Source organism: Microtetraspora glauca (genome assembly GCF_040656155.1).
GTDB classification, from domain to species: Bacteria; Actinomycetota; Actinomycetes; order Streptosporangiales; family Streptosporangiaceae; genus Microtetraspora; species Microtetraspora glauca.
The window spans coordinates 1-24,746 of sequence record NZ_JBFALK010000027.1; the positions used below are offsets into that span (position 1 = coordinate 1).

The window sequence follows — 24,746 nt, forward strand, 5'->3', positions numbered from 1 at the left end:
TCCAGGAGGCCCTGGCCGGCTCACGTGGTCCTCGACCACGTCGGCGCCGCCACCTGGCAGCGCTCGCTCGACTGCCTGCGGATCGGCGGCCGGCTGGTCATGTTCGGCAACACGACGGGCGACGAGGTCTCCCTCTCGCTGGCGAACGTCTACCACCGCGGCCTACGGCTGCTCGGATCCGGCGCCTACACCGCCGACGATTTCTCCCTCATGCTGGACACGTACTTCTCGGGTGGCCTGCGCACCCTCGTGGCCGCCGAGTGCGGGTTCGAGGACCTGCACCCGACCTTCGGCCGGGGCGACTCCCGGTCCCTCGTCGGCCGGGTTCTGGTGCGGCCATGACGGCACCCGACACGGCGCCCGACACAGCACCCGACACGGCGCCCGCGCCCGGAGACGGCCGCGCGGACCTGCTCGTCGTGGGCGGCGACGTGGTGACGATGGCCCCCGGACGCGAGGTGGTCACCGGAGCCACGATCGCCGTGGCCGCCGGGCGCGTCGCCGCGATCGGCCCGGCGGACGAGCTGCGGGCCCGATTCCCCGGCGCTCCGGAGCTGGACGCGCGGGAGTGCGTGGTGATCCCCGGACTGGTCAACGCGCACCAGCACACGACCGCCGATCCCCTGGTACGCAGCATGATCCCGGACGACATCGCCTCCGAGGAGGCGATCTTCGGATGGATCGTTCCGCTGCACGACCAGGTCACCGGCGATGACGACGAGCTGTCGGCGACCCTGACGGCCGCCGAGTCCCTCCTCCGCGGCGTCACCACGATCCTGGAGCCCGGTACGGTCGCCCACCCGCTGAGGGTGGCGGCGGGCCTCGCCTCGGCCGGGATCCGCGCCCGCGTCGGCCGCTGGGGCTGGGACGTGCCGGGTGTCGCCCACGCGCTGCCCGCCGCGGAGAGCCTGGCCCTCCAGGAGGAGACCGTACGCGCTCTCGCGTCGGGCGGGACCGTCACCGGCTGGGTCACCCTGGTCGGGCACGACCTGGCCGGCGACGAGCTGTTCGTCGGCGCCGCGGAGCTGGCCGAGCGGCTGGACGTGGGGCTGACCTGGCACGTCTCCCCCAGCGCCGCCGACGCGCGGGCCTACGCGGAGCGGGCGGGCACCCGGCCCGTGCTGCACTTCCGGCGGCTCGGCGTGCTGGGTCCCCGGCTGCTGCTCGGCCACGCCGTCTGGCTGGACGACGCCGAACTCGACGCCGTCGTCGAGACGGGTACGGCCGTCGCCTCCTGTCCCGGGGCGTACCTGCGGCTCGGCCAGGGATACGGCCGGGCAGGACGGCACGGGGAACTGGTCCGCCGGGGCGGCAGGGTCGCCCTCGGCTGCGACTCCCACAACGCCGGTGACGTGCCCGACCTGCTCGGCGCGGCGCGGTTGCTCGCCGCGCTGGAGCGCGACCGGGACGAGGCGCCCGTCCTGCGCGCCGACCAGGTCTTCGCCCTGGCGACGATCGACGGCGCCGAGGCGGTCGGACTCGGCCACCTCGTCGGCTCGATCGAGGTCGGCAAGGCCGCCGACCTGGTCGTACTCGACACCCGGGACTTGTCCTGGACCCCCAGGGGCGACCTCGCCACGCACCTGGTGTGGGGCGCGCCGACGCACACGGTCCGCGACGTGCTGGTCGACGGCAAGGTCGTCGTCCGCGACCGCGGGCTCACCACCGTCGACACCGGCGCGCTGCGCCGCGAGGCCGCCGAGCGGTCCGCGGCGCTGCTGCGCCGGGCCGGCCTGGACGTACCCCACCGCTGGCCGTCGATCCCGGCGGCGGCGTACTCCCGAAGATCATCCTGACCACACCCCCTGAAGATCACTGCCCGGAATCACGACCCCGACAACTCCCCTACGAACTCCCAGCAGATCGAGCCCCCAGAAGATCGAGAGGATCGTTATGGCCGGAAACTACCGAGCGGGCAAGGCCGCCGGTGCGATGATCGCCTGCCTCGGCACGATCGCCCTGGCCGGATGTGCCAGCAACGACGCGACCGCGGCGAAGGCTCCGGCCGCGACCGCCGGAAGCACCTCGGGCGGCGGCACCCAGGCCGGCCAGCCGGACGTCAACGGCGACGGCAAGGTCGTCATCGGGGTGCTCAGCCCCGGCGACATCAACGACGGCGGCTATTACCAGAGCTTCGTCGACACCGCCGAGAAGTACGCCACGTCACAAGGCTGGACGCTCATCAAGCGGGGCAGCGTGAACACCAGCGAGGCGCTCAGCGCCGCGCGGGCGCTCTGCCAGCAGAAGGTCGACATGGTGGCGCTGGGCGCCTCGGAGCTGAGGGACGCGATCCCCGCCTCCGAGGAGCCGGTCTGCGCCAACACGGCGTGGTACGTGCCGTCCGCCGACAACATCCCGCAGACGCCGAAGATCATGCTGTCCGTCGACGACGCCAACCAGAGCCTGCTGGCCGCCGGGTACGCCGCCGGCCTGCTGCTGCAGGAGCGCGGCGACACCAAGGCCGGTTTCATCACCGGTCCCGAGGTCGACTTCACCACCTCGGCGGTGCGGGCGTACCGCGCGGGCATCCGCCTCGTGATCCCCGACGCGAAGGTGGTGACGACCTTCACCGGCGACCTCAACGACTCGGCCAAGGCCAAGGAGGCGATGCAGGCGCAGATCAGCCAGGGCGTCAAGGTGGTGTACCCGTACCTCGGGGGCGCCACGAACGCCGCCACGGAACTGGCCAACGCCAACGACGTCTACACCCTCACCCCGGGCACCGACCAGTGCGCCTCCACCAAGCCCAAGTTCGACGTCTCCGTGCTGTTCAGCCCGGGCGACTACTTCGCCTCCGCGCTGGAGAGCTTCGCCGCGGGCAAGCTGCAGATGGGCGTCAAGAAGGTCTGGCAGCTCGGCGTCGACCCGTACCCGACGGTGAAGCTGTGCGGTGACAAGCCGGAGGTCAAGGAGAAGCTCGACGCGTTCATCGCCGACGTCGGCGCCAACAAGTTCGACCCCGCCGCGGAAGTCAAGAGGCTCGGTTCCTGAGATGACAGATGACGAGCGGGCGAGGGAGCTGACCCCGCCATCGGCCCCCGCTCTGCGGCTGCGGGGCATCAGCAAGCGCTACGGCCCGGTCGTCGCCTCCGACAACGTGGATCTCGACGTGCACCACGGCGAGATCCACGGTCTGCTCGGAGAGAACGGCGCGGGCAAGTCGACGCTCATGAAGATCCTCCTGGGGCTGGTCCAGCGGGACTCCGGGACGATCATGCGCGGCGAGACGCCGGTGGACGTCCACAACCCTCAGGCGGCCGTGGCGCTGGGCATCGGCATGGTGCACCAGCACTTCAGCCTGATCGACGCGCTGACCGTCTGGGAGAACGTCATCCTCGGCGACACCGGGAAGATCGACCGCGCCGCCGCGTGCCGCCAGGTGGAGGAGGTGTCCCGGCGGTACGGCCTGCCGATCGACCCCACCGCCCGCGTCGACCGGCTCTCCGCCGGAGAACGGCAACGGGTCGAGCTGATCAAGTGCCTGCGCCGGGACCCGTCGGTGCTCATCCTCGACGAGCCGACCTCGGTGCTGACGCAGGCCGAGTCGGCGGAGCTGTTCACCGTCCTGCGCCACGTCGTACGCGCCGAGAACCGCGCGGTGATCCTGATCAGCCACAAGCTGGCGGAGATCACCGCGGCCACGGACCGGGTGACGGTGCTGCGCAAGGGGAAGGTCGTCTTCCACAGCGAGACCTCCGCGACCACGCCGCCGGAGCTGGCCCGCCAGATGGTGGGGCGGGACGTCTCGCTGCGGGCCGAGGGAGCCGCGCTCGGCATGCTGCCGGTGGACGGCGCCCCGGCCCCCGCGGACCCCGGCACCGGCACCGACGCGGCGGCGCCCGGGACGGCACCGGCGCTGCGGCTGCGCGATCTGACGGTGACGATCGACGGCGTGGCCGTCCTGTCCGACCTGAGCCTGGACGTCGCCCCCGGCGAGATCGTCGGTCTGTACGGCGTCGAGGGCAACGGCCAGTCCACCCTCGGCGACCTGCTCTCCGGGCTCGTCCTCCCCACCTCGGGGACGGTCGAACTCGCGGGGCGTCCGGTCGAGCTGGACCGTCCCGGGGCGCTGCACCGGGCCGGTCTCGGCATCATCCCGGAGGACCGGCACAGCTCCGGCGTCGTGCTGGACATGAGCGTCGCCGAGAACCTGGTGATGAAGTCGATCGGCGACGTCAGCGGCCGCGGTTTCATCAGCCGGCGCAGGATGCACGCCATCGCGCGCCGCCTGGCGGCGGAGTTCAACATCGTCACCCCGTCCATGGACACGCCGGTCCGGAGCCTGTCCGGAGGCAACCAGCAACGGGTCGTCCTCGCCCGCGAGCTGTCGGCCGGGCCCGGCGTCCTCATCGCCGCGCAGCCCACCCACGGGCTGGATGTGGGGGCCATCGAGGACATGTACCAGCGGTTGCGGGACGCGGCGTCAGGAGGTGTGGCGGTGTTGCTGATATCCACCGAGCTGGAGGAGGTCATGGCTCTGGCGTCCCGGATCGCGGTGATCTCCTCGGGACGGATCACCGGCGTACTCTCCACAGGGGAGGCCACGGCGGAGCGGCTCGGCATGCTGGTGGGCGGGGTGGCCGCGTGACCGCCTCCTCGCCCGCCGTCCCCTCGGGGACCGGCCGCCGCCTGCTCCGCCACCTCAACCCCGGCCCGTACGGCTGGCAGACCACGGCGGCGACCGTGCTCGCCCTGCTCGTGGCGCTCGCCCTCTCGTCCGCGCTCATCGCGATCACCGGGGGCTCGCCCGCCGCGTCGGTCCAGGCCCTGTTCCAGGGCAGCATGGCCGACTGGACGGCGTGGACGTCCACGCTGCTCTACATGGCTCCGCTGCTGCTGGTCGCGGTCGGCGCCTGCGTCAGCGCGCGCTCCGGCCTGTTCAACATCGGACAGGAAGGCCAGGTGCTCATCGGCGCGCTCGCCGCGGCCTGGGTCGGCCTGCGCCTGGCGATCACCGGCCCGGTGCTGCTGGTGGTCATGCTGGCGGCCGCCGCGCTGGCCGCGGGCGCGTGGGCGGGCCTCAGCTCGCTCATGTACCGGCTGCGCGGGGTCAACGTCGTCGTCAGCACGATGCTGATGACCTTCGTCGCCCAGCAGGTCGTCGCGTACGCGGTGAACATGCCGTGGCTGCTGCAGGAGTCCCGGGTCGGCAACGCGCCGGTCTCGCCGCAGTCCAACCCGCTGCCTCCCTCGGGCCTGCTGGGCTCGTTCGGCGAGTACCCCGACCTGCAGATCAACGGCGGCCTGATCCTCGCGGTGGTCGCGGCCGTGCTCGTCGCGGTGGCGATCACGCGCACTCCCTGGGGATTCCGCCTCACCATGCTCGGCCGCAACCCCCTCGCCGCCAAGCACGCGGGCGTACGCGTCAACGCGCTGGGCGGTGCCGCGCTGGCGATCTCCGGAGCGCTGGCCGGCCTGGCCGGGGCGGTCCTGCTGGCCAGCCCGGTGGGAGTCAACCGGCTCCAGCCGGGCATAGCGATGAACATCGGCTGGGACGGCCTGCTGGTCGCCCTGGTCGCGCGCAACCGGCCGCTGGCCGCCATGCCCGTCGCCCTGCTCTTCGGCGTGCTGCGCTCGGGAGGCGGCTTCCTGGCGGCGACCGGGGTGCCCTCGTTCCTGGTGGACGTGGTCAAGGCGCTGCTGGTGCTCGCCTTCGTCGCGCCGCCCGTGGTCGTCGCCCTCGTCAGGCGGCGCCGTTCCAGCGACCGAACGGCGGGATCCCGCCGTGAGGCCACTCCCGTCGCAGAGGAGGCGATCGCGTGAGCGCCGCCGACGACATCTCCACGATCCTGTCCAGCGGGATCCGGCTCACGGTGCCGCTGGCCTTCGCCGCCTGCGGCGAGTACCTCGCCGAGCGGGCCGGGACGATGAACATCTCGCTCGAGGCCATGATGCTGGGCGCCGCGTTCGGCTCGGTGGCCACGGCGTCGGCGACCGGCAGCGCCACCACCGGACTGGTGGCGGGCGTGCTGATCGGGCTGCTGATCGGCTTCGTGCACGGGAACCTCGCGCACCGCCTGGAGGTCAACACGTTCGTGGTCGGCCTGGTGCTGAACGCCCTCGTGCTGGGGCTGACCAGCTTCCTGATCACGATCAGCTCGTTCGACTCCCACCAGGTGTCGCAGGTGAGCGTCCCGTGGCTGCGGGACATCCCCCTGATCGGCCATCCGCTGTTCGTCGAGCGGTGGCCGGTGTACCTGCTGATCCTCGTCATCCCGCTGACCTGGTGGCTCGTGGAGCGCAGCAGGTGGGGGCTGGAGTTGCGGGCCGTCGGCGAGCAGCCGCAGGCCGCCGACGTCACCGGCATCCACGTCAACCTGCGCCGCCGCCAGGCTCTGCTGTGGTGCGGCGCGCTGGCCGGCCTCGGCGGCGCCTACCTGGCGGTGGGCGAGGTCGGCTCGTTCAACCAGAACATGACGGCGGGGCGCGGGTACATCGTCATCGCGGCGGTGATCTTCGGCGCCTGGCGGCTGGGCCGCACGCTGCTCGGCTGCGTGCTCTTCGGCCTGGCCGACGCCATGCGCCTCGCGCTTCCCGCCCTCGGCCTGACGCTGAACTCGCAGCTCCTGGTCGTCGCGCCGTACCTGCTCGCGCTGCTCGCGATGCTGGTCTTCGCGACCAGGAACCGCGAACCGAAGGCGCTCGGGCAACCGTTCGTACGGGGTTCCACCTGACGGACGGCACCATGACCCACCCCTTGATGGATCAGACAAATCGGAGGAAGAAATGAGCGGTCTGTCCCAGGCACGCTGGACGCACGTGGCCCTGCCGACCGGCGACCTCGACAAGGCGATCGACTTCTACACGGCGCTGACGCCGCTGGTCGTCGTGGAGCGGTTCCGGGACGCCGACGGTGAGAGCGCCTGGTTGTCCAACGACAAGCAGGTCGAGACGCCGATGGTGCTGGTGCTCGTGTCCTTCAACAAGGACAAGGGCGGGCAGCTCGGGCTGCTGACGCCGTTCGCGCACATCGGCATCGAGGTGCCGGAGCGCGGCGACGTGGACGCGATCGCCGAGCGGGCGCGCGACCTGGGCTGCCTGCACTGGGAGCCCCGGGACATGCCCGACCCGGTCGGCTACATCTGCGCCCTGAAGGACCCCGACGGCAACGTCATCGAGATCTCGCACAACCAGCAGGTGTTCGACACGGTGCGCAAGCTGTGGGCGAACCCCTCCTGAGCTCCGAACTCACCCGGGCCGCGGTCGCGCGGTACGTCGCCGCGCTGAACGCGCACGACGCCGACGCGATCGCGGCCTGCGTGAGTCCGGACTTCGTCAACGAGCACACGTCCACGCTCGGCCGTGACGTCACCGGCCGCGATCGCTACCGCGCGAACCTCGCGGGGTTCCTGGCCGACTTCGCGGACCTGCACTACGCCGTCGAGGACCTGATCGTGGAGGACGGCCGGGCGGCGCTCGCCTACCGGATGTCGTTCACGCTGGTCTCCGCCGGGCGCAAGCCGGTCCGGATACGCGGCGTCTTCCGCTTCCGGGTGGGCGCGCACGGCCTGATCACGCACCGTACGGACTACTGGGACAGCGGCGAGGTGCACCGGCAGCTCACCGAGCCGTCGGCGCCGTCGGCCTAGGAACACGTACACGAGATGCCCTGGGGACCGTTCCCCAGGGCATCTCCGTTTTGGGGAGAAGCGGCCGGGACCGGCCGGGCGGACAGACGGGAACGGCCGACAGGGGGGCGATCCCTGTCGGCCGTTCCGTCGCGGGCCGGACCAGCGGTCAGTTGCCCCAGTCCTGGTTGGGCACGACCGCCTCGGCGATGTGGAAGGCGCCGCCCTCCACTATCTTCTTCTCCTCGGCGCCGCGCGCCTTCACGACGTTCTTGCCGAAGCCGTCCACGAGCGGGCGGCCCACGTCGCGCTTGAGCCAGAGGCGGAGCAGGTGGCGGCGGCGCTCCGGCTCCGGCCAGTCGATGTACTCGGTGCGCGAGTGCAGGGCGGCGTAGTTCAGCAGCCACTGGACGTCACCCGGCTGGAAGTCCATGTCGAGCGCGAGTCCGGGCTCCTGGGTGATCTCGTCGTAGAGGTGCAGCAGCTCGATCTGGTCCTCGGTCAGCCGGGGCACGCCGTCGTACTTCTGCGCGGAGAAGATCATCGTGCTGCCCGCGTACGTGCTGAAGATGCCGTCGACGTAGCTGCAGATCGGGGACACGTAGGTCTCGGACAGCGCGTCCGGGTCCTGGCCCCGCCAGTCCCAGTGCCAGGGCTCGAACAGCAGGGGGGCGAGGTCGGGCCGGCGGCGCAGGATCTCGTTGTAGATCGTCGTACCGCTCACCAGGCTGCTGGCGCCGCCCTCCTTCGAGGCGCGCAGGCACATCAGCGCGACGACGTCGGAGCTGTCGGAGTGGAACGGCAGCCGGTCGCGCACCCGCGACGGCAGCGCGCCCGGGTCGTCCAGCGTCTTGTTGGACGTCGCGATGACGTGGTCGAGCACGTTGCCGAGCTGGTTCTGCTCCATCGGCGTGCCGAGGTGCAGGCCCATCAGGAAGAAGATCGCACCTGCCAGCGCGTCGCCGTACTCCTCGGTGCGCAGACCGCGGACCAGGACGAACCCGCGCCCGGCGTCCATCTGCCGCGCGCACTCCTCCATCAGACCGGTCGCGGCGGACAGCGGATAGTCGGCCGCGACCACGGTGCGCAGGTCGGGGTCGTCCGCGACGAACTTACGGCCGACCTCCTCGAGCTCCTCGCGCTCCGCGTCGCTGAGGAGGTAGATCCATTCGGTGGATCCGGCCAGCTCGTCGCCACGCCATGCGGACGGGCCGGTGATCGGGGACAGGGAGACCTCTGTGGTCATGATGATGCACTCCGAGTACTTTGGGGGTCGCGTCTCAGAAGGGCGGTGACAGCTCGAAAAGGCCGTCACAGCCGGGATGCGGGAGTCCGGACAGGCGAGGACGGCGGACGACGCCGCGGGACCGCTCGTGCGGCGCCGCTCGCCTCTGATGCGGAGATCAGAAAGGGGTCTGCGGATCTCCCGCGGCGGTGCCCGGGCGCATGCCCTTCCGCGGCGGGCGGACTCGCATCGGTTCCTCCCAGCCGGACACGATCGCCCCGAAGCCGGGTACGGCAACGTGGATCATGGCGCTCTCCTGCGGGTGGTCGTCTTTCCGCCACGCTAGACCTGCGCCAAAGGTTCCGTCAATAGAGATGACGTCTCGCATTCCGCTACATGGGTGGGGGTTGAGCGCCCCGACCGGCCGCGGCATCAGCGAAAGGCATCAGCGAAAGGCCGCGGCATTGCGCCTGGCCCAGTCGGCGAAGGTGCCGGGGGCGCGACCGAGGATCTTCTCGACGTCGGGGCTGACGGTCTGCTCCCGGACGGTCGGGGTGCCGAGGATGTCAAGGGTGGTGTCCGCCACCGGGGCGGGCATGAAGGTGAGCATCTGGGCGCGGGCCTCCTCTCGGGTCTGGTCGACGAAGGTGACGGGCTCGCCGATGGCGTCACCGATGGCGGCCGCGCGCCCGCGCGGGGTGATCGGCGCGGGGCCGGTCAGTTCGTAGATCGCCTCCGCGTGGCCCGGCCGAGTCAGGGTGACGGCGGCCACGGCGGCGATGTCGTCGGGATCGATGACCGGGAGGCCGACCTCGCCGAAGGGGGCGGCGGCCGTACGGGACGTTTTGATGGACGGCGCCCAGGCGTAGGCGTTGGAGGCGAAGCCTCCGGGCCGCAGGATGGCCCACTCGGCGCCGGAGTCCATGACGGCCTGCTCGTAGGCGGCGAACGCCCGGCCGTGCGACAAGGAGTCCGGGCGGGTGGCCACCCCCTGAGAGGAGAGCAGGACGATCCTGCCTGCGGCCGCCAACGGGGCGACGACCCGGACCGGGTCGCCGACCATCATCAGCTCTCCGCCGACCAGCAGGAAGACCGCGTCCGCCCCCGCGAACACGTCAGCGTGCGGCTGCGAGAGGTCGGCGGCGACCGCGCGGACGCCGGACGGCGCGTCGGCCTGTGCCATCCGGCGGGAGACCGCGGTCACCTCGCGACCCTGCTCGGCGAGGATGCGGACCAGCGTGCGGCCGACGTTCCCGGTGGCACCGGTGACAACGATCATGAGAGGCCCTTCGAGTTGTTAGTTAGTTGACTGACTGAGAAGGACCCTAACACATGAGAGACATATAGTTAGTGAGGTGACTGACTTGAAAGAGTCCGGCCGAGTCCGGGCGGCTGACGCCAAGCGGCGACGACTCATGAGGGCCGCGGCGGAAGTCCTGCACCGGCAGGGTGCCGAGCGCACCACCATCGCCGACATCGCGCGGGTGGCCGACGTCCCCGCCGGCAACGTGTACTACTACTTCAAGACCAAGGACGATCTGGTCGCCGCCGCGCTCTCCGAGCACGCGCGGCGACTGGAACTGCTCACCGGCCACCTGGACCGGCTCACCGATCCCCGCCTGCGCCTCAGAGGCCTCATCGAGACCTGGATGGGCCAGCGCGACCTCGCCGCCCGCTACGGCTGCCCTACCGGCACCCTCGCCGTCGAACTGGACAAGCGCGACGAGGGCGGCCTCGACGTCGAGGCGGGCAAGGTCATCCGGCTACTGCTCGCCTGGGTGGAGCGTCAGTTCCGCGAACTGGGCCAGCCGGAACCAGACGGCCTGGCCCTGACGCTGGTGGGCGCCTATCAGGGCATGTCCCTGCTGGCCAACGCCCTGCGGGACCCGGGGGTCATGGACCGCGAGGGCGCCCGCCTGCTGGCCTGGCTCGACTCCCTTGATGCCGCCTGAAGCCGCCCCGGCCACAGACGCGGAGCCGGGGGCGGCCATCACGGCGTCGCGCGGCTCATCACTCCGAGCGCAGCGACATCGCCGCGTACTCGACGCGGTCCTCTTCAAGCAGCGACACCTGCTCGACGCCGGAATCCAGCAGCTCCCGCCAGTTCTCCCCGAGCCAGGACTCGGCGTCGGCCTGGCTCGTGAAGATCTCCCTCGGCAGGTCCCGGTTGGTCACCTCGCCACCGTTCGCGTCCTCGTAACGCCATCGCCACGTCATGACTTACGCTCCTTTTCCGGGTCCGGCCGACACCCGCCCCGGCCGCGATCCGGTGGTTCGCGATCTCCGAGCAGGTCCCGCCGACCATACAACCGCTCAGGACGGCGATCCTTCCAGTACGTACCGGGAACGGCCTTCCGACGCCCCGCCATCCGCCGCGGGCGGGCGGCACGGGAAGATGGCGTCGCGCGGACCCGGCGTACAGGACCGGGAGGAGCGAGCGACGGCCTCAGCAGGACCCGGCATCGGGCGGGCCCTGCGGCACGGAGGGGACGAAATGAGGATCTTCCTGGAGGGAACGGCCGGCCCCGAAGGATGGCCCTCCCCCGGCTGCCGCTGCGCCTCCTGCGGACGGACGAGCGCCCTGCCCCGCCGCCCCCTGTCGGTCGTCGTCGACGACGTGGTACGGCTCTCCCCCGATCCGTCCCCCACCCCCTCCCGCACGAGTCCGCGGCCGGGACCGGACGGCCACGCCATGGAGCACACTCCGGACGGTCTCGCGGTGACCGGCCCGGACGGAGGGCGGCTGCTCCACACGGGCATCCGGCGCGTAGGGCGGGAGGGGCCTCCGGACGAACAGGCGCCCGCGCCGTACGACGTGGTGCTCCTCGACCCGCTCGACCGGCCCGAGCGGCTCGGCGACCTGCGCCGGAGGGGCCGGGTGACGCCGCGCACCCGCGTCGTCGCCGTCGGCCTCGACCATCGTGTCCCATCCGAGGCGGAGCTGGCCCGCCGGCTCGCGTTCTGGGGGGTGGAGGCCGTGCCCGACGGCACCGCGCTGGAAACGCGGGAGCTGCCCTCACCCGCCCGGTCCGCGCCACGGCGCACACTCCTGCTCGGCGGCGCCCGCTCCGGCAAATCGGAGGAGGCGGAACTTCGGCTCGCGGCCGAGGCGGAGGTCACCTATGTGGCGACGGGCCCCTCGGGTGGTGACGATCCCTCCTGGCTCGCCAGGGTGCGGGCGCACCGCGACCGTCGTCCCGCGCACTGGGGGACGGTGGAGACCACCGACCTCGCCGGGCTGCTCCGCGCGTCGTCCGGAACGCTCCTCATCGACGGGCTCGGCACCTGGATCGCCGCCGTCTTCGACGAGTGCGGCGCCTGGCCGGGCCAGGAGAGCGCGGCCGCACAAGGGCGGAACACCCTCGACGATCAGGACTCCCCACACGAGAACGGCGGCCCCCGCGAAGGCGCCGCTCCCCGCCGGGGTGACGACCCCCACGAGGATGAGGGTCACCGCGAGAACGACGCCTCCCGTACGACCGAAATGGAGCCGTCCCCGCTCGACCGGGTGGCTCTGCGGTGCGACGAGTTGGTCGAGGCGTGGCGGCGGACATCGGCACGGGTCGTCGCCGTGAGCGACGAGGTCGGGTTCGGCGTGATCCCGGCGACCGCGAGCGGCCGGCTCTTCCGCGACGCTCTGGGGCGCCTCAACCAGCGCCTCGCCCGCGAGTCCGAGGAGGTGGCGCTCGTCGTGGCGGGCCGCGTGCTGCCGCTCCCGATCTGAGCCGTCTTCCGTGGCTCTCGGGGGAACTCCCGGTGGAGAGCGACAGCGTGAGGACCCGGCGGGCGAACCGACGGACGCCTCCTCCGCCTCGGACCGGTCCGCGTGGGGCCGAGCGACGGGCGGCGGGGAGCGCACACGTTCCAGCCTCGGCACGCCACTACCATCACCCGTTGTGTCCGGAACACCAGAGCAGGACCCCGCCTCCACGGCGGCGGCATGGCGGTTCGCGCTGGGAACCCTGAGCGTGTTCCCGGTACGCGCGATCGAGGTGAATCGCCGGATCGCCGGACGCGGGATGCTCCTGGCCCCGCTCGCCGGGCTGGTGCTCGGGGTCGCCGCCGCCGCCGTGTCGATCGGTGCGCGCTGGGCGAGCGGTTCCGCGCTGCTGGCCTCCGTGCTCGCGGTCGGGGCGCTCGCCTGGCTGACCCGCTGCCTGCACCTGGACGGGCTCGCCGACCTGGCCGACGGCCTGGGCAGCGGCAAGCCCGCCGATCAGGCGCTCGACATCATGAAGCGCTCCGACATCGGGCCGTTCGGCGTGGTCACGCTCGTGTTCACGCTGCTCGCGCAGGTGGCCGCGCTGACCCGGATGGACGGCTGGGGACCGCCCGCGCTGATCGCCGCCTGCGTCACCGGACGGCTCGCGATCACCTGGGCCTGTCGCGTCAGCGTCCCCGCCGCCCGCCCCGGAGGGCTGGGCGCCTTCGTCGCGGGCACCGTACGGCGTGGCCCCGCCATCGCCGTGACCGCGGCGGCCCTTCTGTGCGCGGCCGTCCTCCTGCCCGCACTCGAGCCCTCGCCGCTCCGGTCGGTGTTCCGGTGGGCGCCGGTCGCGTACCCGCTGGCCGTGCTGGCCGGCCTCATGGCCGCGGCGCTGCTGCGGCGGCGGGCGGTCCGCAGGCTCGGCGGGATCACGGGGGACGTGCTCGGCGCGCTGGCGGAGTGCGCGACGACCACGACCCTGCTGCTCTGCGCCTTCCTCCTCCGCTGAGGCGGTCTACGCGCCCTCACCGGCGCGGTACGGGGAGCGCAGGGCGACCACGACGACGGCGAGTACGGCCCAGCCGACGACACCCGTGACGCCCGCGAGCGCGAGGTTGGGCGGGTGGGCCGCGTCACCGGCGAGCAGGATCAGACCGGCCGAGGCGTTGAACGCCCCGTGTCCCACCACGGCCGGCCACACGCTGCCGGTGCGCAGGCGCAGCCAGCCGAGGATCGCGCCGAGCAGGACGCAGACCCCGACGAACATCGGCGCCGCCCACGGGCCGAGGTCCGGATAGTTGTAACCGAGCAAGGTCAGCGGCGCGTGCCAGAGCCCCCAGATCACACCGGACACGAGCATGGCGCGCCACACCAGCCGGGCCGGCCGGGGCGAGGCGTCGAGGGCGGGGCCGCCGAGGAGCCGCGGCAGAAGGTACCCCCGCCACCCCCACTCCTCGCCGAGGGACGGGATCGCGTTCAGCAGCGGCGCGACGACGACCGCAGAGACGAGCTGGGTCACAGCCAGCGTCTCCGGCTCCAGCGGAGCCCCGCCGGCCGCCTCCAGCTGTCGCCGGAAGAGGCTGAGCCCCCCGACGTCGAGGTCGACCGCGCCCGTGAGCGCGCTCACGGCCAGCGCGACCAGCACGAGCAGCGGCACGCCCAGCCAGGTGGCGGCGACGAGGCCGAGCGTCCTCCTGCGCACCGGCCCCCATGTGAGGCCGGTGAGGCGGGCCCATTCACGGAATGGGGTCCCGCGACGGCGGACCAGCCAGGCGGCGAGCACGCCGAGGGACGGAGTGAACATCATCGCCGCCGCGACGGGCGTCACGAGCGGCGACCGCAGCCCCGAGCCGTTCAGCCACAGCGGGAGTGCCAGCAGCCACGCGCAGCCGAAGGAGACGACGAGAAACAGCAGAAGATCACCAGATCGGCGCATCGACACTCCATCAGTCTCAGGAAGCCACACCGGAAGCCACAAGAGCGTTGAGCAGGGCGGCTCCCTGAGCCGCGTCGTCCACGCTGATGCCGAGCTCGCCGCCCGAGGTGTAGCGGACGACCAGGCACTCGCCGCCACGGATCATGATCGTGCTCTGGCCGGGAAGCCCGCGATAACCCCAGCCGCCCACGTCGGCGGGGGCACGCCGCTCGGTCCAGGCCCGGTCGAGCTTGGCGAGCGGCACCGACCTGGAGGGCCACCGCAGCGGGCCGTAGGACACCGTGAGGCCTTCCGGGCTCACCTTCACCCTTACCGAGGAGAGCCATAGACCGGCCAGGCCGACGACGGCGAACACCCCCGCCCCGATCCACAACTCGGCGGGGAGGCCGAAGAGGGCGCAGGCGGCGAGCGACACGGCGGCGGCGAGTGCGGCGAGGGCGAGTCCCACGGCGACCGGCGAGGACACGCTGGAAACCCACACGGGCCGCTCCCCCGGGCTGAGCACGAGAGCCGGCGGCGTGGCCTCGGCGGCAGCCGGCCGCTCGTCGGGCCCCGGCCGTCCGGCGAGCCAACCGAGCCAGCCGGCCAGGAACGCGACGGCGATCACGATCGCCGCCTGCCAGCCGAGGGACGCCGCGTCCTCCCAGCGCCGCCGGTCCATGTTGGCGCCGATCGTGAGGATCTGCAGGCCGAGTATGAAGGCGGCGCCCCAGCCCAGCCCGGCCGTGATCCAGCGGCGTGCCGCGCGCCGGTTCACCGCGCGGCCGCCGGCCGCCGCCCCCAGGCAGGCTCCCGCGAGGACCACCCACAGCAGGGCGACGCAGACGAACACGGTGAACGGCATCGTGCCGTCCGGTTCTCCGGAGGGCCCCCAGTGCGCGGCCAGCGGGTCGGGCAGCCGGTCCCTGAACCAGAGCGGCACGGCGACCAGCACGGCGGTGACGAGGACCGTCCACGCTCCGGCCGCCAGGAGGAAGCGCCCGCGGAAGGCGGCGTCCCGTACGGACAAGTCGTTCATGAGATTTCCTTGATCAGTTCAATGACGTCGTGGGGGCGATAGCCGTACCGGACGGCCTCATGGAGCAGGTCCCTCACCATGGCTCTGAGCGCCTCGCGGGGGTCGGGCCGGCTCAGGACCGAGACGCCGCGGCCGCGGCGGAACTCGAGCAGGCCTTCGTCTCGCAGGTCGCGCAGTGACCGCAGGACCGTGTTGGCGTTGACGCCCAGCGCGTCAGCGAGGTCGCGGGCCGGGGGCAACCGGTCCCCCGGAGCCACGTCCCCCTGAACGATCGCCTGCCGGATGGCGTCGGCGACCTGTTCATGGAGGGGCCGCGGATCGTTGAGATCGAGCTTCAGCAACATGATGCTAGCGACATTAGCATCATCATCCAGATGGTGCTAATTCCATCAGCACCATCTCCCCCACCCATTGGTAGGACGAACCCTCGTTTATGCGTACGCTGAAAGCGCGACTAGCATCGGCACCCGTGACCACAGTGCGCGTTCTCGCATCTGACACGGTCTCCATCGAGACCGGTGCTCTCGTAGTCGGCATCCACGCCTCATCGGACGGCCCACAGGTCGCCCCGGGCGCCGACGACCTCGACCAGGCTCTGGGCGGCACCCTCGCCGCAGCGCTCGGCGCGGTCGGATTCACCGGGAAACCCGAGGAGATCGCCAAGATCCCTACTCTCGGCGCCCTGCCCGCGCCGCTCGTGCTCGCCGTCGGCCTCGGTGAGCGGCCCGACGACGGATACGACCCGGAGACGCTGCGACGCGCCTCCGGCGCCGCGGCCCGCGCCCTCGCCGGTACGGCCTCCGCCGCCCTGGCCCTGCCCGCCTCGACGGCCGACGAGGCCGAGGCGGTCGCGCTGGGCGCGCTGCTCGGCGCCTACGAATTCAGCAGATACCGCACCGGCGAGCGCAAGGAGCCGGTCGGCGAGCTGACCGTGCTCTCCGCCGCCGACGGCGCGGACGCCGCCGTGGAGCGCGCGTCGACCGTCGCCGAGGCGGTGAGCCTGGTGCGCGACCTCGTCAACATGCCCCCGTCGGACCTGTGGCCCGCGAAGTTCGCGGACATCGCCGAGGACGCCGGGACCAAGGCGGGCCTGACCGTCGAGGTGCTCGACGAGACCGCGCTCAAGGAGGCCGGCTACGGCGGCATCTCCGGCGTCGGCCAGGGCTCGGTCAACCCGCCCCGCCTGGTCCGTCTCGCGTACGGCCACCCGGACGCCTCGCGGACCCTCGCCTTCGTGGGCAAGGGCATCACCTTCGACTCCGGCGGCCTCTCGCTCAAGCCGGCCAACTCGATGGACTGGATGAAGTCGGACATGGGCGGCGCGGGCGCCGTCCTGGGCGCGCTGATCACCATCGCCAGGCTCGGCCTTCCGGTCAACGCCGTCGGCTATCTGTGCCTCGCCGAGAACATGCCGTCGGGTACGGCGATGCGCCCCTCCGACGTGCTGCACACCTTCAGCGGCAAGACCGTCGAGGTGCTCAACACCGACGCCGAGGGCCGGCTGGTGCTGGTCGACGGCATCGCGCGCGCCGCGCAGGACAGCCCTGACCTGATCGTCGACGTCGCCACCCTCACCGGCGCGCAGATCGTCGCGCTCGGCTGGCGGACCAGCGGCGTCATGGCCAACGACGACGCGATCCGCGAGGAGGTCGTCGAGGTCGCCGTCTCCCAGGGTGAGGCCGCCTGGGGCATGCCGCTCCCCGACGAACTGCGCAAGGGCCTGGACTCGCCGGTGGCCGACATCGCCAACCTCAATCCCGACCGGTGGGGCGCGATGCTCGCGGCGGGCATCTTCCTGCGCGAGTTCGTCCCGGACGGCGTTCGCTGGGCGCACATCGACATGGCGGGCCCCGCCTTCAACAAGGCGGAGCCGTACGGCTACACACCCAAGGGCGGAACCGGGGCGATCACCCGCACGCTGGTGGCCCTGGCGGAACGCTACGCCGCCGACGGCGGACGCGCCGCCGACTGAACCACGATCTTCATAGACAAGTGAAAAGATGCTGTCGGGTCCAACCGGCGGTGTGGCAATCCAACGAGGAGCATTCCTGTGGCTGATGGCAGCGGCCCCTATGACATCGTCGTCCTAGGCGGCGGCAGCGGCGGTTACGCCTGTGCACTGCGGGCGGCCGAGCTCGGCATGAACGTCGTCCTCATCGAGAAGGACAAGGTCGGCGGCACCTGCCTGCACCGTGGCTGTATTCCCACCAAGGCCCTTCTTCACGCAGCCGAGCTGGCGGACCAGACCCGCGAGAGCGAGGCGTTCGGCGTCCGCGCGCGGTTCGACGGCATCGACGTCCCCGCGGTCCACTCGTACAAGGACAAGGTGATCAGCGGGCTCTACAAGGGCCTCGCGGGGCTCATCAAGAGCAAGAAGATCACCGTCGTCGAGGGCGAGGGCCGGCTGGCCGGCCCGAACCGCGTCGTGGTGGGCGACCAGGTCTTCGAGGGGCGCAACGTCGTCCTCGCCACCGGCTCGGTGCCCAAGTCGCTCCCCGGCCTGGAGATCGACGGCGACAAGGTCGTCTCCAGCGACCACGCGCTGGTCCTGGACCGCGTCCCCAGCTCGGTGATCATCCTGGGCGGCGGCGTGATCGGCGTCGAGTTCGCCAGCGTGTGGCGGTCCTTCGGCGCCGAGGTCACGATCGTCGAGGCGCTCCCCCACCTGCTGCCGCTCGAGGACGAGTCCAACTCCAAGCTCCTGGAGCGCGCCTTCCGCCGCCGGGGCATCAAGTACGAGCTCGGCGTCCGGTTCGAGAGCGTCAAGACCACCGACACCGGTGTCGTCGTCACCCTGGAGAACGGCAAGACCCTCGACGCCGAGCTCATGCTCGTCGCCGTGGGCCGCGGCCCGGTCTCCGCCGGGCTGGGCTTCGAGGAGGCGGGCGTCACCGTCGACCGCGGCTACGTCAAGGTCGACGAGTACTGCCAGACCGGCGTTCCCGGCGTGTACGCCGTGGGCGACCTGATCCCGACCCTCCAGCTCGCCCACGTCGGCTTCGCCGAGGGCATCCTCGTCGCCGAGCACATCGCCGGTCTGAACCCGGTCCCGATCGACTACGACGGCGTGCCGCGCATCACCTACTCCGAGCCCGAGGTGGCGTCCGTGGGCGTCAGCACCGCCGTGGCCCGCGAGCGCGGCCACGACGTGGTCGAGCTCAGCTACAACCTCGCCGGAAACGGCAAGAGCAAGATCCTGCAGACCCAGGGCGAGGTCAAGGTCGTCGCCGAGCGCGACGGCCGGGTCCTGGGCGTGCACATGGTGGGCAGCCGCGTCGGCGAACTCGTCGCCGAGGCCCAGCTGATCTACAACTGGGAGGCCACGCCCGGTGACGTCGCCCAGCTGATCCACCCGCACCCGACCCAGTCCGAGGCCCTCGGTGAGGCGATGCTGGCCCTGGCCGGCAAGCCGCTTCACGTCCACAACTAAGGCCCTCACAGGAAACGCGAGAGAAGAGAACCATGCCGGTCTCCGTAACCATGCCCCAGCTCGGAGAGAGCGTTACCGAGGGCACCGTAACCCGTTGGCTGAAGAAGGAAGGCGAGCGCGTCGAGGCCGACGAGCCGCTGCTCGAGGTGTCGACGGACAAGGTCGACACCGAGATCCCTTCGCCGTCCGCCGGCTACCTCACCAAGATCGTCGTCGCTGAGGACGAGACCGTCGAGGTCGGCGCCGAGCTCGCCGTCATCGACGCCGAGGGCGGCGCCGCCGCTCCGGCCGCTCCCGCCGCCGAGGCGCCCGCCCCGGCTCCCGAGCCCGAGCCCGCTCCCGCGCCTGAGCCGGCTCCCGCCCCGGCGCCCGCTCCGGCTCCGGCTCCGCCGATCTCCTCGATCCCGCAGCCCGCCCCCGCCCCCGCTCCGGCTCCGGCTCCGGCTCCCGCTCCGGTCGCCGCGCCCGCTCCGGTGGCCCCGGCCGCCGAGGTCGCCCCGGCCGGCGAGAGCCCGTACGTCACGCCGCTGGTCCGCAAGCTGGCCGCCGAGCACGGTGTCGACCTCGACGCCCTGACCGGCACCGGCGTGGGCGGCCGCATCCGCAAGCAGGACGTCGTCGAGGCGGCTCGCGTCCAGCGCGAGCAGGCCGCTGCCGCCGCCCCTGCCGCCGCTCCGGCGGCTCCGGCGGCTCCGGCGGTCGTCGCCCCCGTGGCCGCGCCCGCTCCCGCCGCGGCCCCCGAGCAGGTCCAGGTGGACACCACCCTGCGCGGCACCACCGAGAAGATGTCCCGCCTGCGGCAGACCATGTCCAAGCGACTGGTCGAGTCGCTGCAGACCGCGGCCCAGCTCACCACGGTGGTCGAGGTCGACGTCACGAAGATCGCGCGGCTGCGCGCGCGGGCGAAGGACGAGTTCTTCCGCCGCGAGGGCGTCAAGCTGTCGTTCATGCCGTTCTTCGAGATGGCGGCGATCGAGGCGCTCAAGCAGCACCCGAAGCTCAACGCGACGATCAACAACGAGACCATGGAGGTCACGTACTTCGACGTCGAGCACCTCGGCATCGCAGTCGACACCGAGCGCGGCCTGATCGCGGCGACGATCAAGAACGCCGGTGACCTCAACCTCGCCGGTCTCGCCCGCAAGACGGCCGACCTCGCCGAGCGGACCCGCGCGAACAAGGTCACGCCGGACGAGATCACCGGGGCCACGTTCACGCTGACGAACACCGGCAGCCGCGGCGCCCTGTTCGACACGCCGATCCTCAACCAGCCGCAGGTCGGCATGCTGGGCACCGGCTCGGTCGTCAAGCGTCCGGTCGTGCTCGACACGCCGGAGGGCGAGGTCATCGCGGTCCGCTCGATGGTCTACCTCGCGCTGACCTACGACCACCGCCTGGTCGACGGCGCCGACGCCGCCCGCTTCCTCACGACGGTCAAGCGCCGCCTGGAGGAGGGCCGCTTCGAGAACCAGCTCGGCCTCGCCTGAGCGGTTCCCGGCGCGGAGCCGTACCGATCGGCGTGGATCCGCTGTGATCCGCTCCGGCCGGTGACGGACGTGCACTGAGCTGTACCGGAGCCGCATGGTTCCCGGGGGCCGTTCCGCGTGTCAGCGGGGCGGCCTCCGCCGTTTCCCGGCTCGCGACCTACCGTGGACGGCATGACCATCGTTGTGACCGGCTCGTCGGGGTTCCTCGGTTCGGCCCTTGTCAGCGCTCTCCGCGCCGACGGCGCCCGGGTCCTGCGGCTCGTACGGCGGGAGCCCGAGGCGTCGGACGAGGAGTTCTGGGATCCGGAGCGCGACCTTCTCGACCCGTCCGTCCTGGAGGGCGCGGAGGCCGTGGTCCATCTGGCCGGCGCCGGGATCGCCGACCGCCGGTGGACGGAGTCGTACAGGCGGGAGCTGGTCGACAGCCGCATCGTGGGCACGCACACGCTCGTCGAAGCGTTGGGCCTGCTCAGGAGCAGGCCCCGGGTGCTGCTGTCCGCGTCGGCGATCGGCTACTACGGCGACACCGGTGACCGAGAGGTGGACGAGTCCGCCCCCGCGGGGACCGGCTTCCTGGCCACGCTGGTCCGCGACTGGGAGGAGGCGGCCGAGCCCGTCGAGCAGGAGGGCATCCGGCTCGTACGGCTGCGCACCGGCGTCGTGCTGAGCAGCCGCGGAGGGGCGCTGGCCAAGGTCCTGCCCATCTTCAAGATCGGCGCGGGCGCCCCCCTGGGGAGCGGGCGGCAGTACGTCTCGTGGATCTCCCTGCCCGACTGGGTGGACGCCGTGAGATTTCTCATATCAAATGCGGATATTTCCGGGCCGGTCAATCTCACCGCGCCCGAGCCGGTGACCAACGCCGAGTACACCAAGGCCATCGGGAAGGCCCTGCGGCGGCCGACCATGCCCATCCCGACGCCCGCGTTCGCGCTGCGCATGGCCCTCGGCGATTTCGCGGACGAAGGGGTCCTGACCGGCCAGCGTGTCATCCCCCGCCGCCTGCTGCGGGCCGGTCACCGGTTCTCGCATCCCACCCTCACAGAGGCGCTCGCCGCCGTACTCTGATGACTCCCTGTTTCCCGATATTGGAGTGACCGATGAGCCGGATCGGGCAGTCTCACATCGTCGCCATCGGTGGCGGGTCGTTCCGGCAGACCGAGCGGCACGGGTTCATCGAGCCGACCGGACTGCTGCGCTACGTCCTCGACCTCACCGGCCAGGATCGGCCCAAGCTGGGGCTCCTCGCCACCGCCACCGGAGACGACGCCGACTGGCTGCTGAAGATGTACGGAGCGTTCCGCGAGTGGGACGTCGAGGTCAGCCACCTGACGGTGTTCCCGATGCCGAACGTCGCGGAGCCGGGCGAGTGGATCCTGGAGCAGGACGCCATCTACGTGAGCGGCGGCAGCGTGGCCAACCTCGCGGCGCTGTGGCGCCTGCACGGGCTGGACGAGGCGTTCGCCGAGGCCTGGCGGTCGGGTGTCGTCCTGTCCGGCCAGAGCGCCGGAGCCCTCTGCTGGCACGTCGGGGGCAACACGGATTCGTTCGGGCCGAAACTCCGGCCGTGGGCCGAGGGGCTGGGTTTCCTGCCCTACTCCTGCGGCGTGCACTACAACTCCGACCCGCAGCGCAGGGAACTGCTGCACGCCTCGGTGGCCTCGGGTGAGCTGCCCGACGGGTTCGCCGCGGACGAGGGCGTCGGTCTGCACTACGTGGGGACGGACTTCATCCAGGCCGTGACGGTCGACCCCGGCGGCTACGCGTACCGGATCGAGAAGGACGGTGCAGGCGGTGTCAAGGAGTTCCGTATCGAGCCGAGACTCCTCACGTCTAACCTGGACGGGTGAACGAGAGCGACCCCGAGCCGCTGGGCGAGGAGACGTCATGAGCGAGCGGAGCGAGCGAATCGACAGGCACAGTGCCCTTCGCGAACGCGACTCCGAGCCTCTGGGCGAGGAGGAGTCATGAGCGGGCTCGCCGTGGTGCGGCTGGGTGTCGACGTTCCGTACGAGCAGGCGTGGAGTCTCCAGCGCCGGGCGCACCGGCGCCGGGCGGCGGACGAGATCTCCGATCTGTGCCTCATGCTCGAGCACGCGCCCGTCTACACGGCGGGCAGCCGCACCCTTGCGCACGAACGGCCCGCCGACGGCACGCCCGTCATCGACGTGGACCGCGGCGGGAAGATCACCTGGCACGGTCCAGGGCAGCTTGTGTGCTATCCGATCATCCGGGTCTCCGACGTCGCGGGGTACGTCCGGCTCCTCGAAGAGGTGCTGATCCAGATCTGCGCCGACTTCGGGCTGGCCGCGCGGCGGATCGCGGGCCAGGGCGGCGTGTGGATGCCCGGAGACGCCGCGAGCGGCCTGCCGGACCGCAGAATCGGCACCATCGGCATCCGGATCACCGGCGGCGTGACCATGCACGGCTTCGCCCTCAACTGCGTCAACGACCTGAGCTGGTACAACCGGATCGTGGAGGGCGACGCGGGCGTCACCTCCCTGTCCGCGGAGACGGGCCGCCGGATCACGGTCGACGAGGTCATCCCGTTCGCCGAGAAGCGCCTCGCGGAGGCCCTCGGCACCGAGCCGTACGACATGTACGAGGAGGACCTCGCCTGACGGCTCATCCTGGGGCGGGTAATAAGCTGGACAGCGTGTCCGTTGCCCCAGATGGCCGTAAGCTCCTCCGCCTGGAGGTGCGCAACAGCCAGACCCCGATCGAGAAGAAGCCGCCGTGGATCAAGACGCGGCTCCACAACGGCCCCAACTTCAACGAGATCAGATCCCTGGTGAAGGATCAGGGCCTGCATACGGTCTGCCAGGAAGCGGGATGTCCCAACATCTCCGAGTGCTGGGAGGACCGGGAGGCCACGTTCCTCATCGGCGGTGACCAGTGCACCCGGCGCTGCGACTTCTGCCAGATCGACACCGGCAAGCCCGCCGAGTACGACCGGGACGAGCCGCGCCGTGTGGCCGAGTCGGTCAAGCAGATGGGCCTCCGCTACGCCACCGTCACCGGTGTCGCCCGTGACGACCTGCCCGACGGCGGCGCCTGGCTGTACGCCGAGACCGCCCGCCAGATCCACGCGCTGCTTCCCGGCTGCGGCGTCGAGCTGCTGGTGCCCGACTTCAACGGCATCGACGAGCAGCTGGAGGAGGTCTTCTCGGCCAGGCCCGAGGTGTTCGCGCACAACATCGAGACCGTGCCGCGGATCTTCAAGCGGATCCGGCCCGCGTTCCGTTACGAGCGCTCCCTCGAAGTGATCACCAAGGCCCGCGCGGCCGGGATGGTCACCAAGTCCAACCTCATCCTCGGCATGGGCGAGGAGCGCGAGGAGATCGTCCAGGCGCTGCGTGACCTGCACGAGGCGGGCTGCGACCTGATCACGATCACGCAGTACCTCCGGCCGAGCCCGCGCCACCACCCGGTCGACCGCTGGGTCAAGCCCGAGGAGTTCGTCGAGTTGCAGCGGGAGGCCGAGGAGATCGGCTTCGCCGGTGTCATGTCGGGCCCCCTGGTCCGCTCGTCCTACCGGGCCGGCCGCCTGTACCAGCAGGCGATCACGGCGCGGCAGACCCTCTAGCCCCTGCCGGAAATCCGCTTCGAAACCACCCGGACCCGCCCACACGGCTCACGCGTGAGCCGTGTGGGCGGGTCTCGTTTTCATTAATTCACCCTGGGATTTGTATCCTGCAGAGCATGGCGAAAGACCCTGCGACTCCGGGACGGCTCAAGCAGATCCGGATGGTCGCCCAGTTCGTTAAACAGGCCAACCCCAAGGGCATGCCGATCGTCTACGGGTCGGCGCTGGGCACCCTCGCCGTCTTCGTCGTCCTCGGCGTCTTCTTCGGCTGGACGTGGTACGTCTTCGGCGTGCTCGCCGCCGTCCTGGTCGGCCTGATCGTGTTCAGCCGGCTGGCCCAGCGCGCGCAGTACACCATGCTCGACGGCCAGCCCGGCGCGACGTACGCGATTCTCCAGGGCATGCGCGGCAACTGGTACGTCGAGGAGAAGCCGGTGGCGGTCAACCGCGACCAGGACCTCGTGTTCCGGGTGGTCGGCTACCCCGGTGTGATCCTCGTCTCCGAGGGGCCGGGCAACCGCGTGCAGCGGATGCTGGTCGCGGAGAAGAAGCGGGTGCAGCGGGTCGCGCTCGACGTCCCGGTGTACGACGTCCAGTGCGGCGACGGCGACGGGCAGGTGCCCCTGGCCAAGCTCCAGCGTCACCTGATGAAGCTGCCGCGCAACCTCAAGAAGCCCGTCGTGTCCGAGATCAACAACCGCATGCGGGCGCTGACGCCGGCGATGCCGATGCCGAAGGGCCCCATGCCCAAGGGCGTACGCATGCCGCGTGGCCCCAAGGCCCGCTGAGCCCC

General features: G+C 71.6%; 26 protein-coding genes. 19 read left to right on the forward strand and 7 right to left on the reverse strand.

Annotated features, from left to right (window positions below; all coding sequences use genetic code 11):
- The 8 genes from AB0I59_RS36290 to AB0I59_RS36325 all read left to right on the forward strand — a co-directional run.
- The coding region (locus AB0I59_RS36290) for a zinc-binding dehydrogenase (protein ID WP_358140317.1) at positions 1–342 on the forward strand (342 nt) is incomplete at its 5' end.
- A complete protein-coding gene (locus AB0I59_RS36295; RefSeq protein WP_358140320.1) occupies positions 339–1,796 on the forward strand; it encodes an amidohydrolase family protein in 1,458 nt (485 codons plus the stop codon). The genes AB0I59_RS36290 and AB0I59_RS36295, both read left to right, overlap by 4 nt.
- Positions 1,797–1,893: 97 nt before the next feature.
- Positions 1,894–2,991 carry a BMP family ABC transporter substrate-binding protein gene (locus AB0I59_RS36300; RefSeq protein ID WP_358140323.1) on the forward strand — a complete coding sequence of 366 codons (1,098 nt, stop codon included), beginning with the start codon at positions 1,894–1,896 and terminating at the stop codon, positions 2,989–2,991.
- 1 nt (position 2,992) lies between these two features.
- A complete protein-coding gene (locus tag AB0I59_RS36305; RefSeq protein ID WP_358140326.1) occupies positions 2,993–4,588 on the forward strand; it encodes an ABC transporter ATP-binding protein in 1,596 nt (531 codons plus the stop codon).
- The gene (locus AB0I59_RS36310) at positions 4,585–5,763 is read left to right on the forward strand and encodes an ABC transporter permease (protein WP_228645175.1); all 1,179 of its coding nucleotides are present in this window, start codon (positions 4,585–4,587) and stop codon (positions 5,761–5,763) included. Before AB0I59_RS36305 ends, AB0I59_RS36310 begins: the two co-directional genes overlap by 4 nt.
- Positions 5,760–6,674, forward strand: coding sequence for an ABC transporter permease (locus tag AB0I59_RS36315; protein WP_061256466.1), 915 nt, complete (start codon positions 5,760–5,762; stop codon positions 6,672–6,674). The genes AB0I59_RS36310 and AB0I59_RS36315 overlap by 4 nt, the downstream gene beginning before the upstream one ends.
- A gap of 52 nt (positions 6,675–6,726) precedes the next feature.
- Positions 6,727–7,179, forward strand: coding sequence for a VOC family protein (locus tag AB0I59_RS36320; RefSeq protein WP_061256464.1), 453 nt, complete (start codon positions 6,727–6,729; stop codon positions 7,177–7,179).
- Positions 7,161–7,589 carry a nuclear transport factor 2 family protein gene (locus tag AB0I59_RS36325; RefSeq protein ID WP_358140330.1) on the forward strand — a complete coding sequence of 143 codons (429 nt, stop codon included), beginning with the start codon at positions 7,161–7,163 and terminating at the stop codon, positions 7,587–7,589. Before AB0I59_RS36320 ends, AB0I59_RS36325 begins: the two co-directional genes overlap by 19 nt.
- A gap of 148 nt (positions 7,590–7,737) precedes the next feature.
- Here the strand turns inward: AB0I59_RS36325 and AB0I59_RS36330 are convergent, their stop codons facing one another.
- The 3 genes from AB0I59_RS36330 to AB0I59_RS36340 all read right to left on the reverse strand — a co-directional run bounded on the left by AB0I59_RS36330 (position 7,738) and on the right by AB0I59_RS36340 (position 10,072).
- A complete protein-coding gene (locus tag AB0I59_RS36330; protein ID WP_061256461.1) occupies positions 7,738–8,814 on the reverse strand; it encodes a TauD/TfdA family dioxygenase in 1,077 nt (358 codons plus the stop codon).
- A gap of 157 nt (positions 8,815–8,971) precedes the next feature.
- Positions 8,972–9,100 (reverse strand): hypothetical protein, encoded by a 129-nt coding sequence (locus AB0I59_RS36335; RefSeq protein WP_358140335.1) that lies wholly within the window; start codon positions 9,098–9,100, stop codon positions 8,972–8,974.
- 138 nt (positions 9,101–9,238) lie between these two features.
- Entirely contained in the window at positions 9,239–10,072 is an 834-nt protein-coding gene (locus AB0I59_RS36340) for an NAD(P)H-binding protein (RefSeq protein WP_061256459.1), read from the reverse strand.
- Between the two features lie 76 nt (positions 10,073–10,148).
- Between AB0I59_RS36340 and AB0I59_RS36345 the strand changes: the two genes are divergently transcribed.
- Positions 10,149–10,745, forward strand: coding sequence for a TetR/AcrR family transcriptional regulator (locus tag AB0I59_RS36345; protein ID WP_358140339.1), 597 nt, complete (start codon positions 10,149–10,151; stop codon positions 10,743–10,745).
- A gap of 58 nt (positions 10,746–10,803) precedes the next feature.
- Here AB0I59_RS36345 and AB0I59_RS36350 read toward each other — a convergent pair whose 3' ends face one another.
- A complete protein-coding gene (locus AB0I59_RS36350; RefSeq protein ID WP_228645180.1) occupies positions 10,804–11,010 on the reverse strand; it encodes a hypothetical protein in 207 nt (68 codons plus the stop codon).
- Between the two features lie 277 nt (positions 11,011–11,287).
- Between AB0I59_RS36350 and AB0I59_RS36355 the strand changes: the two genes are divergently transcribed.
- Together AB0I59_RS36355 and AB0I59_RS36360 are read left to right on the forward strand one after the other, a co-directional pair.
- Positions 11,288–12,517 (forward strand): bifunctional adenosylcobinamide kinase/adenosylcobinamide-phosphate guanylyltransferase, encoded by a 1,230-nt coding sequence (locus AB0I59_RS36355; RefSeq protein WP_358140343.1) that lies wholly within the window; start codon positions 11,288–11,290, stop codon positions 12,515–12,517.
- A 172-nt stretch (positions 12,518–12,689) separates the two neighbouring features.
- A complete protein-coding gene (locus AB0I59_RS36360; protein WP_358140346.1) occupies positions 12,690–13,508 on the forward strand; it encodes an adenosylcobinamide-GDP ribazoletransferase in 819 nt (272 codons plus the stop codon).
- 6 nt (positions 13,509–13,514) lie between these two features.
- On the opposite strand, the gene AB0I59_RS36365 is transcribed toward AB0I59_RS36360, so the two are convergent.
- The 3 genes from AB0I59_RS36365 to AB0I59_RS36375 are packed head-to-tail and all read right to left on the reverse strand — an operon-like array spanning position 13,515 to position 15,797.
- Positions 13,515–14,435 (reverse strand): CPBP family intramembrane glutamic endopeptidase, encoded by a 921-nt coding sequence (locus AB0I59_RS36365; protein ID WP_358140349.1) that lies wholly within the window; start codon positions 14,433–14,435, stop codon positions 13,515–13,517.
- Positions 14,436–14,451: 16 nt separating this feature from the next.
- Complete coding sequence (locus tag AB0I59_RS36370; RefSeq protein ID WP_358140352.1) at positions 14,452–15,453, reverse strand: DUF1648 domain-containing protein; 1,002 nt, start codon at positions 15,451–15,453, stop codon at positions 14,452–14,454.
- The gene (locus tag AB0I59_RS36375; RefSeq protein ID WP_228645185.1) at positions 15,450–15,797 is read right to left on the reverse strand and encodes a GntR family transcriptional regulator; all 348 of its coding nucleotides are present in this window, start codon (positions 15,795–15,797) and stop codon (positions 15,450–15,452) included. The genes AB0I59_RS36370 and AB0I59_RS36375 overlap by 4 nt, the downstream gene beginning before the upstream one ends.
- Positions 15,798–15,886: 89 nt before the next feature.
- Between AB0I59_RS36375 and AB0I59_RS36380 the strand changes: the two genes are divergently transcribed.
- The 8 genes from AB0I59_RS36380 to AB0I59_RS36415 all read left to right on the forward strand — a co-directional run bounded on the left by AB0I59_RS36380 (position 15,887) and on the right by AB0I59_RS36415 (position 24,741).
- Entirely contained in the window at positions 15,887–17,425 is a 1,539-nt protein-coding gene (locus tag AB0I59_RS36380) for a leucyl aminopeptidase (protein ID WP_061256444.1), read from the forward strand.
- Between the two features lie 78 nt (positions 17,426–17,503).
- The gene (gene lpdA, locus AB0I59_RS36385) at positions 17,504–18,883 is read left to right on the forward strand and encodes a dihydrolipoyl dehydrogenase (protein ID WP_228645187.1); all 1,380 of its coding nucleotides are present in this window, start codon (positions 17,504–17,506) and stop codon (positions 18,881–18,883) included.
- Between the two features lie 32 nt (positions 18,884–18,915).
- On the forward strand, positions 18,916–20,370 hold the full coding sequence (sucB, locus tag AB0I59_RS36390) for a 2-oxoglutarate dehydrogenase, E2 component, dihydrolipoamide succinyltransferase (protein ID WP_358140359.1): 1,455 nt from the start codon (positions 18,916–18,918) through the stop codon (positions 20,368–20,370).
- Positions 20,371–20,541: 171 nt separating this feature from the next.
- On the forward strand, positions 20,542–21,435 hold the full coding sequence (locus AB0I59_RS36395) for a TIGR01777 family oxidoreductase (protein ID WP_358140361.1): 894 nt from the start codon (positions 20,542–20,544) through the stop codon (positions 21,433–21,435).
- Positions 21,436–21,467: 32 nt separating this feature from the next.
- Positions 21,468–22,217 (forward strand): Type 1 glutamine amidotransferase-like domain-containing protein, encoded by a 750-nt coding sequence (locus AB0I59_RS36400; RefSeq protein WP_061256437.1) that lies wholly within the window; start codon positions 21,468–21,470, stop codon positions 22,215–22,217.
- Positions 22,218–22,334: 117 nt separating this feature from the next.
- Positions 22,335–22,988 carry a lipoyl(octanoyl) transferase LipB gene (gene lipB, locus AB0I59_RS36405; protein WP_061256435.1) on the forward strand — a complete coding sequence of 218 codons (654 nt, stop codon included), beginning with the start codon at positions 22,335–22,337 and terminating at the stop codon, positions 22,986–22,988.
- A 35-nt stretch (positions 22,989–23,023) separates the two neighbouring features.
- A complete protein-coding gene (gene lipA, locus AB0I59_RS36410) occupies positions 23,024–23,953 on the forward strand; it encodes a lipoyl synthase (protein ID WP_358140365.1) in 930 nt (309 codons plus the stop codon).
- A 116-nt stretch (positions 23,954–24,069) separates the two neighbouring features.
- Entirely contained in the window at positions 24,070–24,741 is a 672-nt protein-coding gene (locus AB0I59_RS36415; protein ID WP_061256431.1) for a DUF4191 domain-containing protein, read from the forward strand.
- The last annotated feature ends 5 nt before the right edge of the window (positions 24,742–24,746 follow it).

What these genes read in the sequence shown, in the direction of transcription:
- AB0I59_RS36295 (WP_358140320.1), top strand. Translation starts at nt 339, where the DNA reads ATGACGGCACCCGACACGGCGCCCGACACAGCACCCGACACGGCGCCC.
- AB0I59_RS36300 (WP_358140323.1), top strand. Translation starts at nt 1,894, where the DNA reads ATGGCCGGAAACTACCGAGCGGGCAAGGCCGCCGGTGCGATGATCGCC.
- AB0I59_RS36305 (WP_358140326.1), top strand. Translation starts at nt 2,993, where the DNA reads ATGACAGATGACGAGCGGGCGAGGGAGCTGACCCCGCCATCGGCCCCC.
- AB0I59_RS36320 (WP_061256464.1), top strand. Translation starts at nt 6,727, where the DNA reads ATGAGCGGTCTGTCCCAGGCACGCTGGACGCACGTGGCCCTGCCGACC.
- AB0I59_RS36330 (WP_061256461.1), bottom strand. Translation starts at nt 8,814, where the DNA reads ATGACCACAGAGGTCTCCCTGTCCCCGATCACCGGCCCGTCCGCATGG.
- AB0I59_RS36335 (WP_358140335.1), bottom strand. Translation starts at nt 9,100, where the DNA reads ATGATCCACGTTGCCGTACCCGGCTTCGGGGCGATCGTGTCCGGCTGG.
- AB0I59_RS36340 (WP_061256459.1), bottom strand. Translation starts at nt 10,072, where the DNA reads ATGATCGTTGTCACCGGTGCCACCGGGAACGTCGGCCGCACGCTGGTC.
- AB0I59_RS36350 (WP_228645180.1), bottom strand. Translation starts at nt 11,010, where the DNA reads ATGACGTGGCGATGGCGTTACGAGGACGCGAACGGTGGCGAGGTGACC.
- AB0I59_RS36355 (WP_358140343.1), top strand. Translation starts at nt 11,288, where the DNA reads ATGAGGATCTTCCTGGAGGGAACGGCCGGCCCCGAAGGATGGCCCTCC.
- AB0I59_RS36365 (WP_358140349.1), bottom strand. Translation starts at nt 14,435, where the DNA reads ATGCGCCGATCTGGTGATCTTCTGCTGTTTCTCGTCGTCTCCTTCGGC.
- AB0I59_RS36370 (WP_358140352.1), bottom strand. Translation starts at nt 15,453, where the DNA reads ATGAACGACTTGTCCGTACGGGACGCCGCCTTCCGCGGGCGCTTCCTC.
- AB0I59_RS36375 (WP_228645185.1), bottom strand. Translation starts at nt 15,797, where the DNA reads ATGTTGCTGAAGCTCGATCTCAACGATCCGCGGCCCCTCCATGAACAG.
- AB0I59_RS36380 (WP_061256444.1), top strand. Translation starts at nt 15,887, where the DNA reads ATGCGTACGCTGAAAGCGCGACTAGCATCGGCACCCGTGACCACAGTG.
- sucB (WP_358140359.1), top strand. Translation starts at nt 18,916, where the DNA reads ATGCCGGTCTCCGTAACCATGCCCCAGCTCGGAGAGAGCGTTACCGAG.
- AB0I59_RS36395 (WP_358140361.1), top strand. Translation starts at nt 20,542, where the DNA reads ATGACCATCGTTGTGACCGGCTCGTCGGGGTTCCTCGGTTCGGCCCTT.
- AB0I59_RS36400 (WP_061256437.1), top strand. Translation starts at nt 21,468, where the DNA reads ATGAGCCGGATCGGGCAGTCTCACATCGTCGCCATCGGTGGCGGGTCG.
- lipB (WP_061256435.1), top strand. Translation starts at nt 22,335, where the DNA reads ATGAGCGGGCTCGCCGTGGTGCGGCTGGGTGTCGACGTTCCGTACGAG.
- AB0I59_RS36415 (WP_061256431.1), top strand. Translation starts at nt 24,070, where the DNA reads ATGGCGAAAGACCCTGCGACTCCGGGACGGCTCAAGCAGATCCGGATG.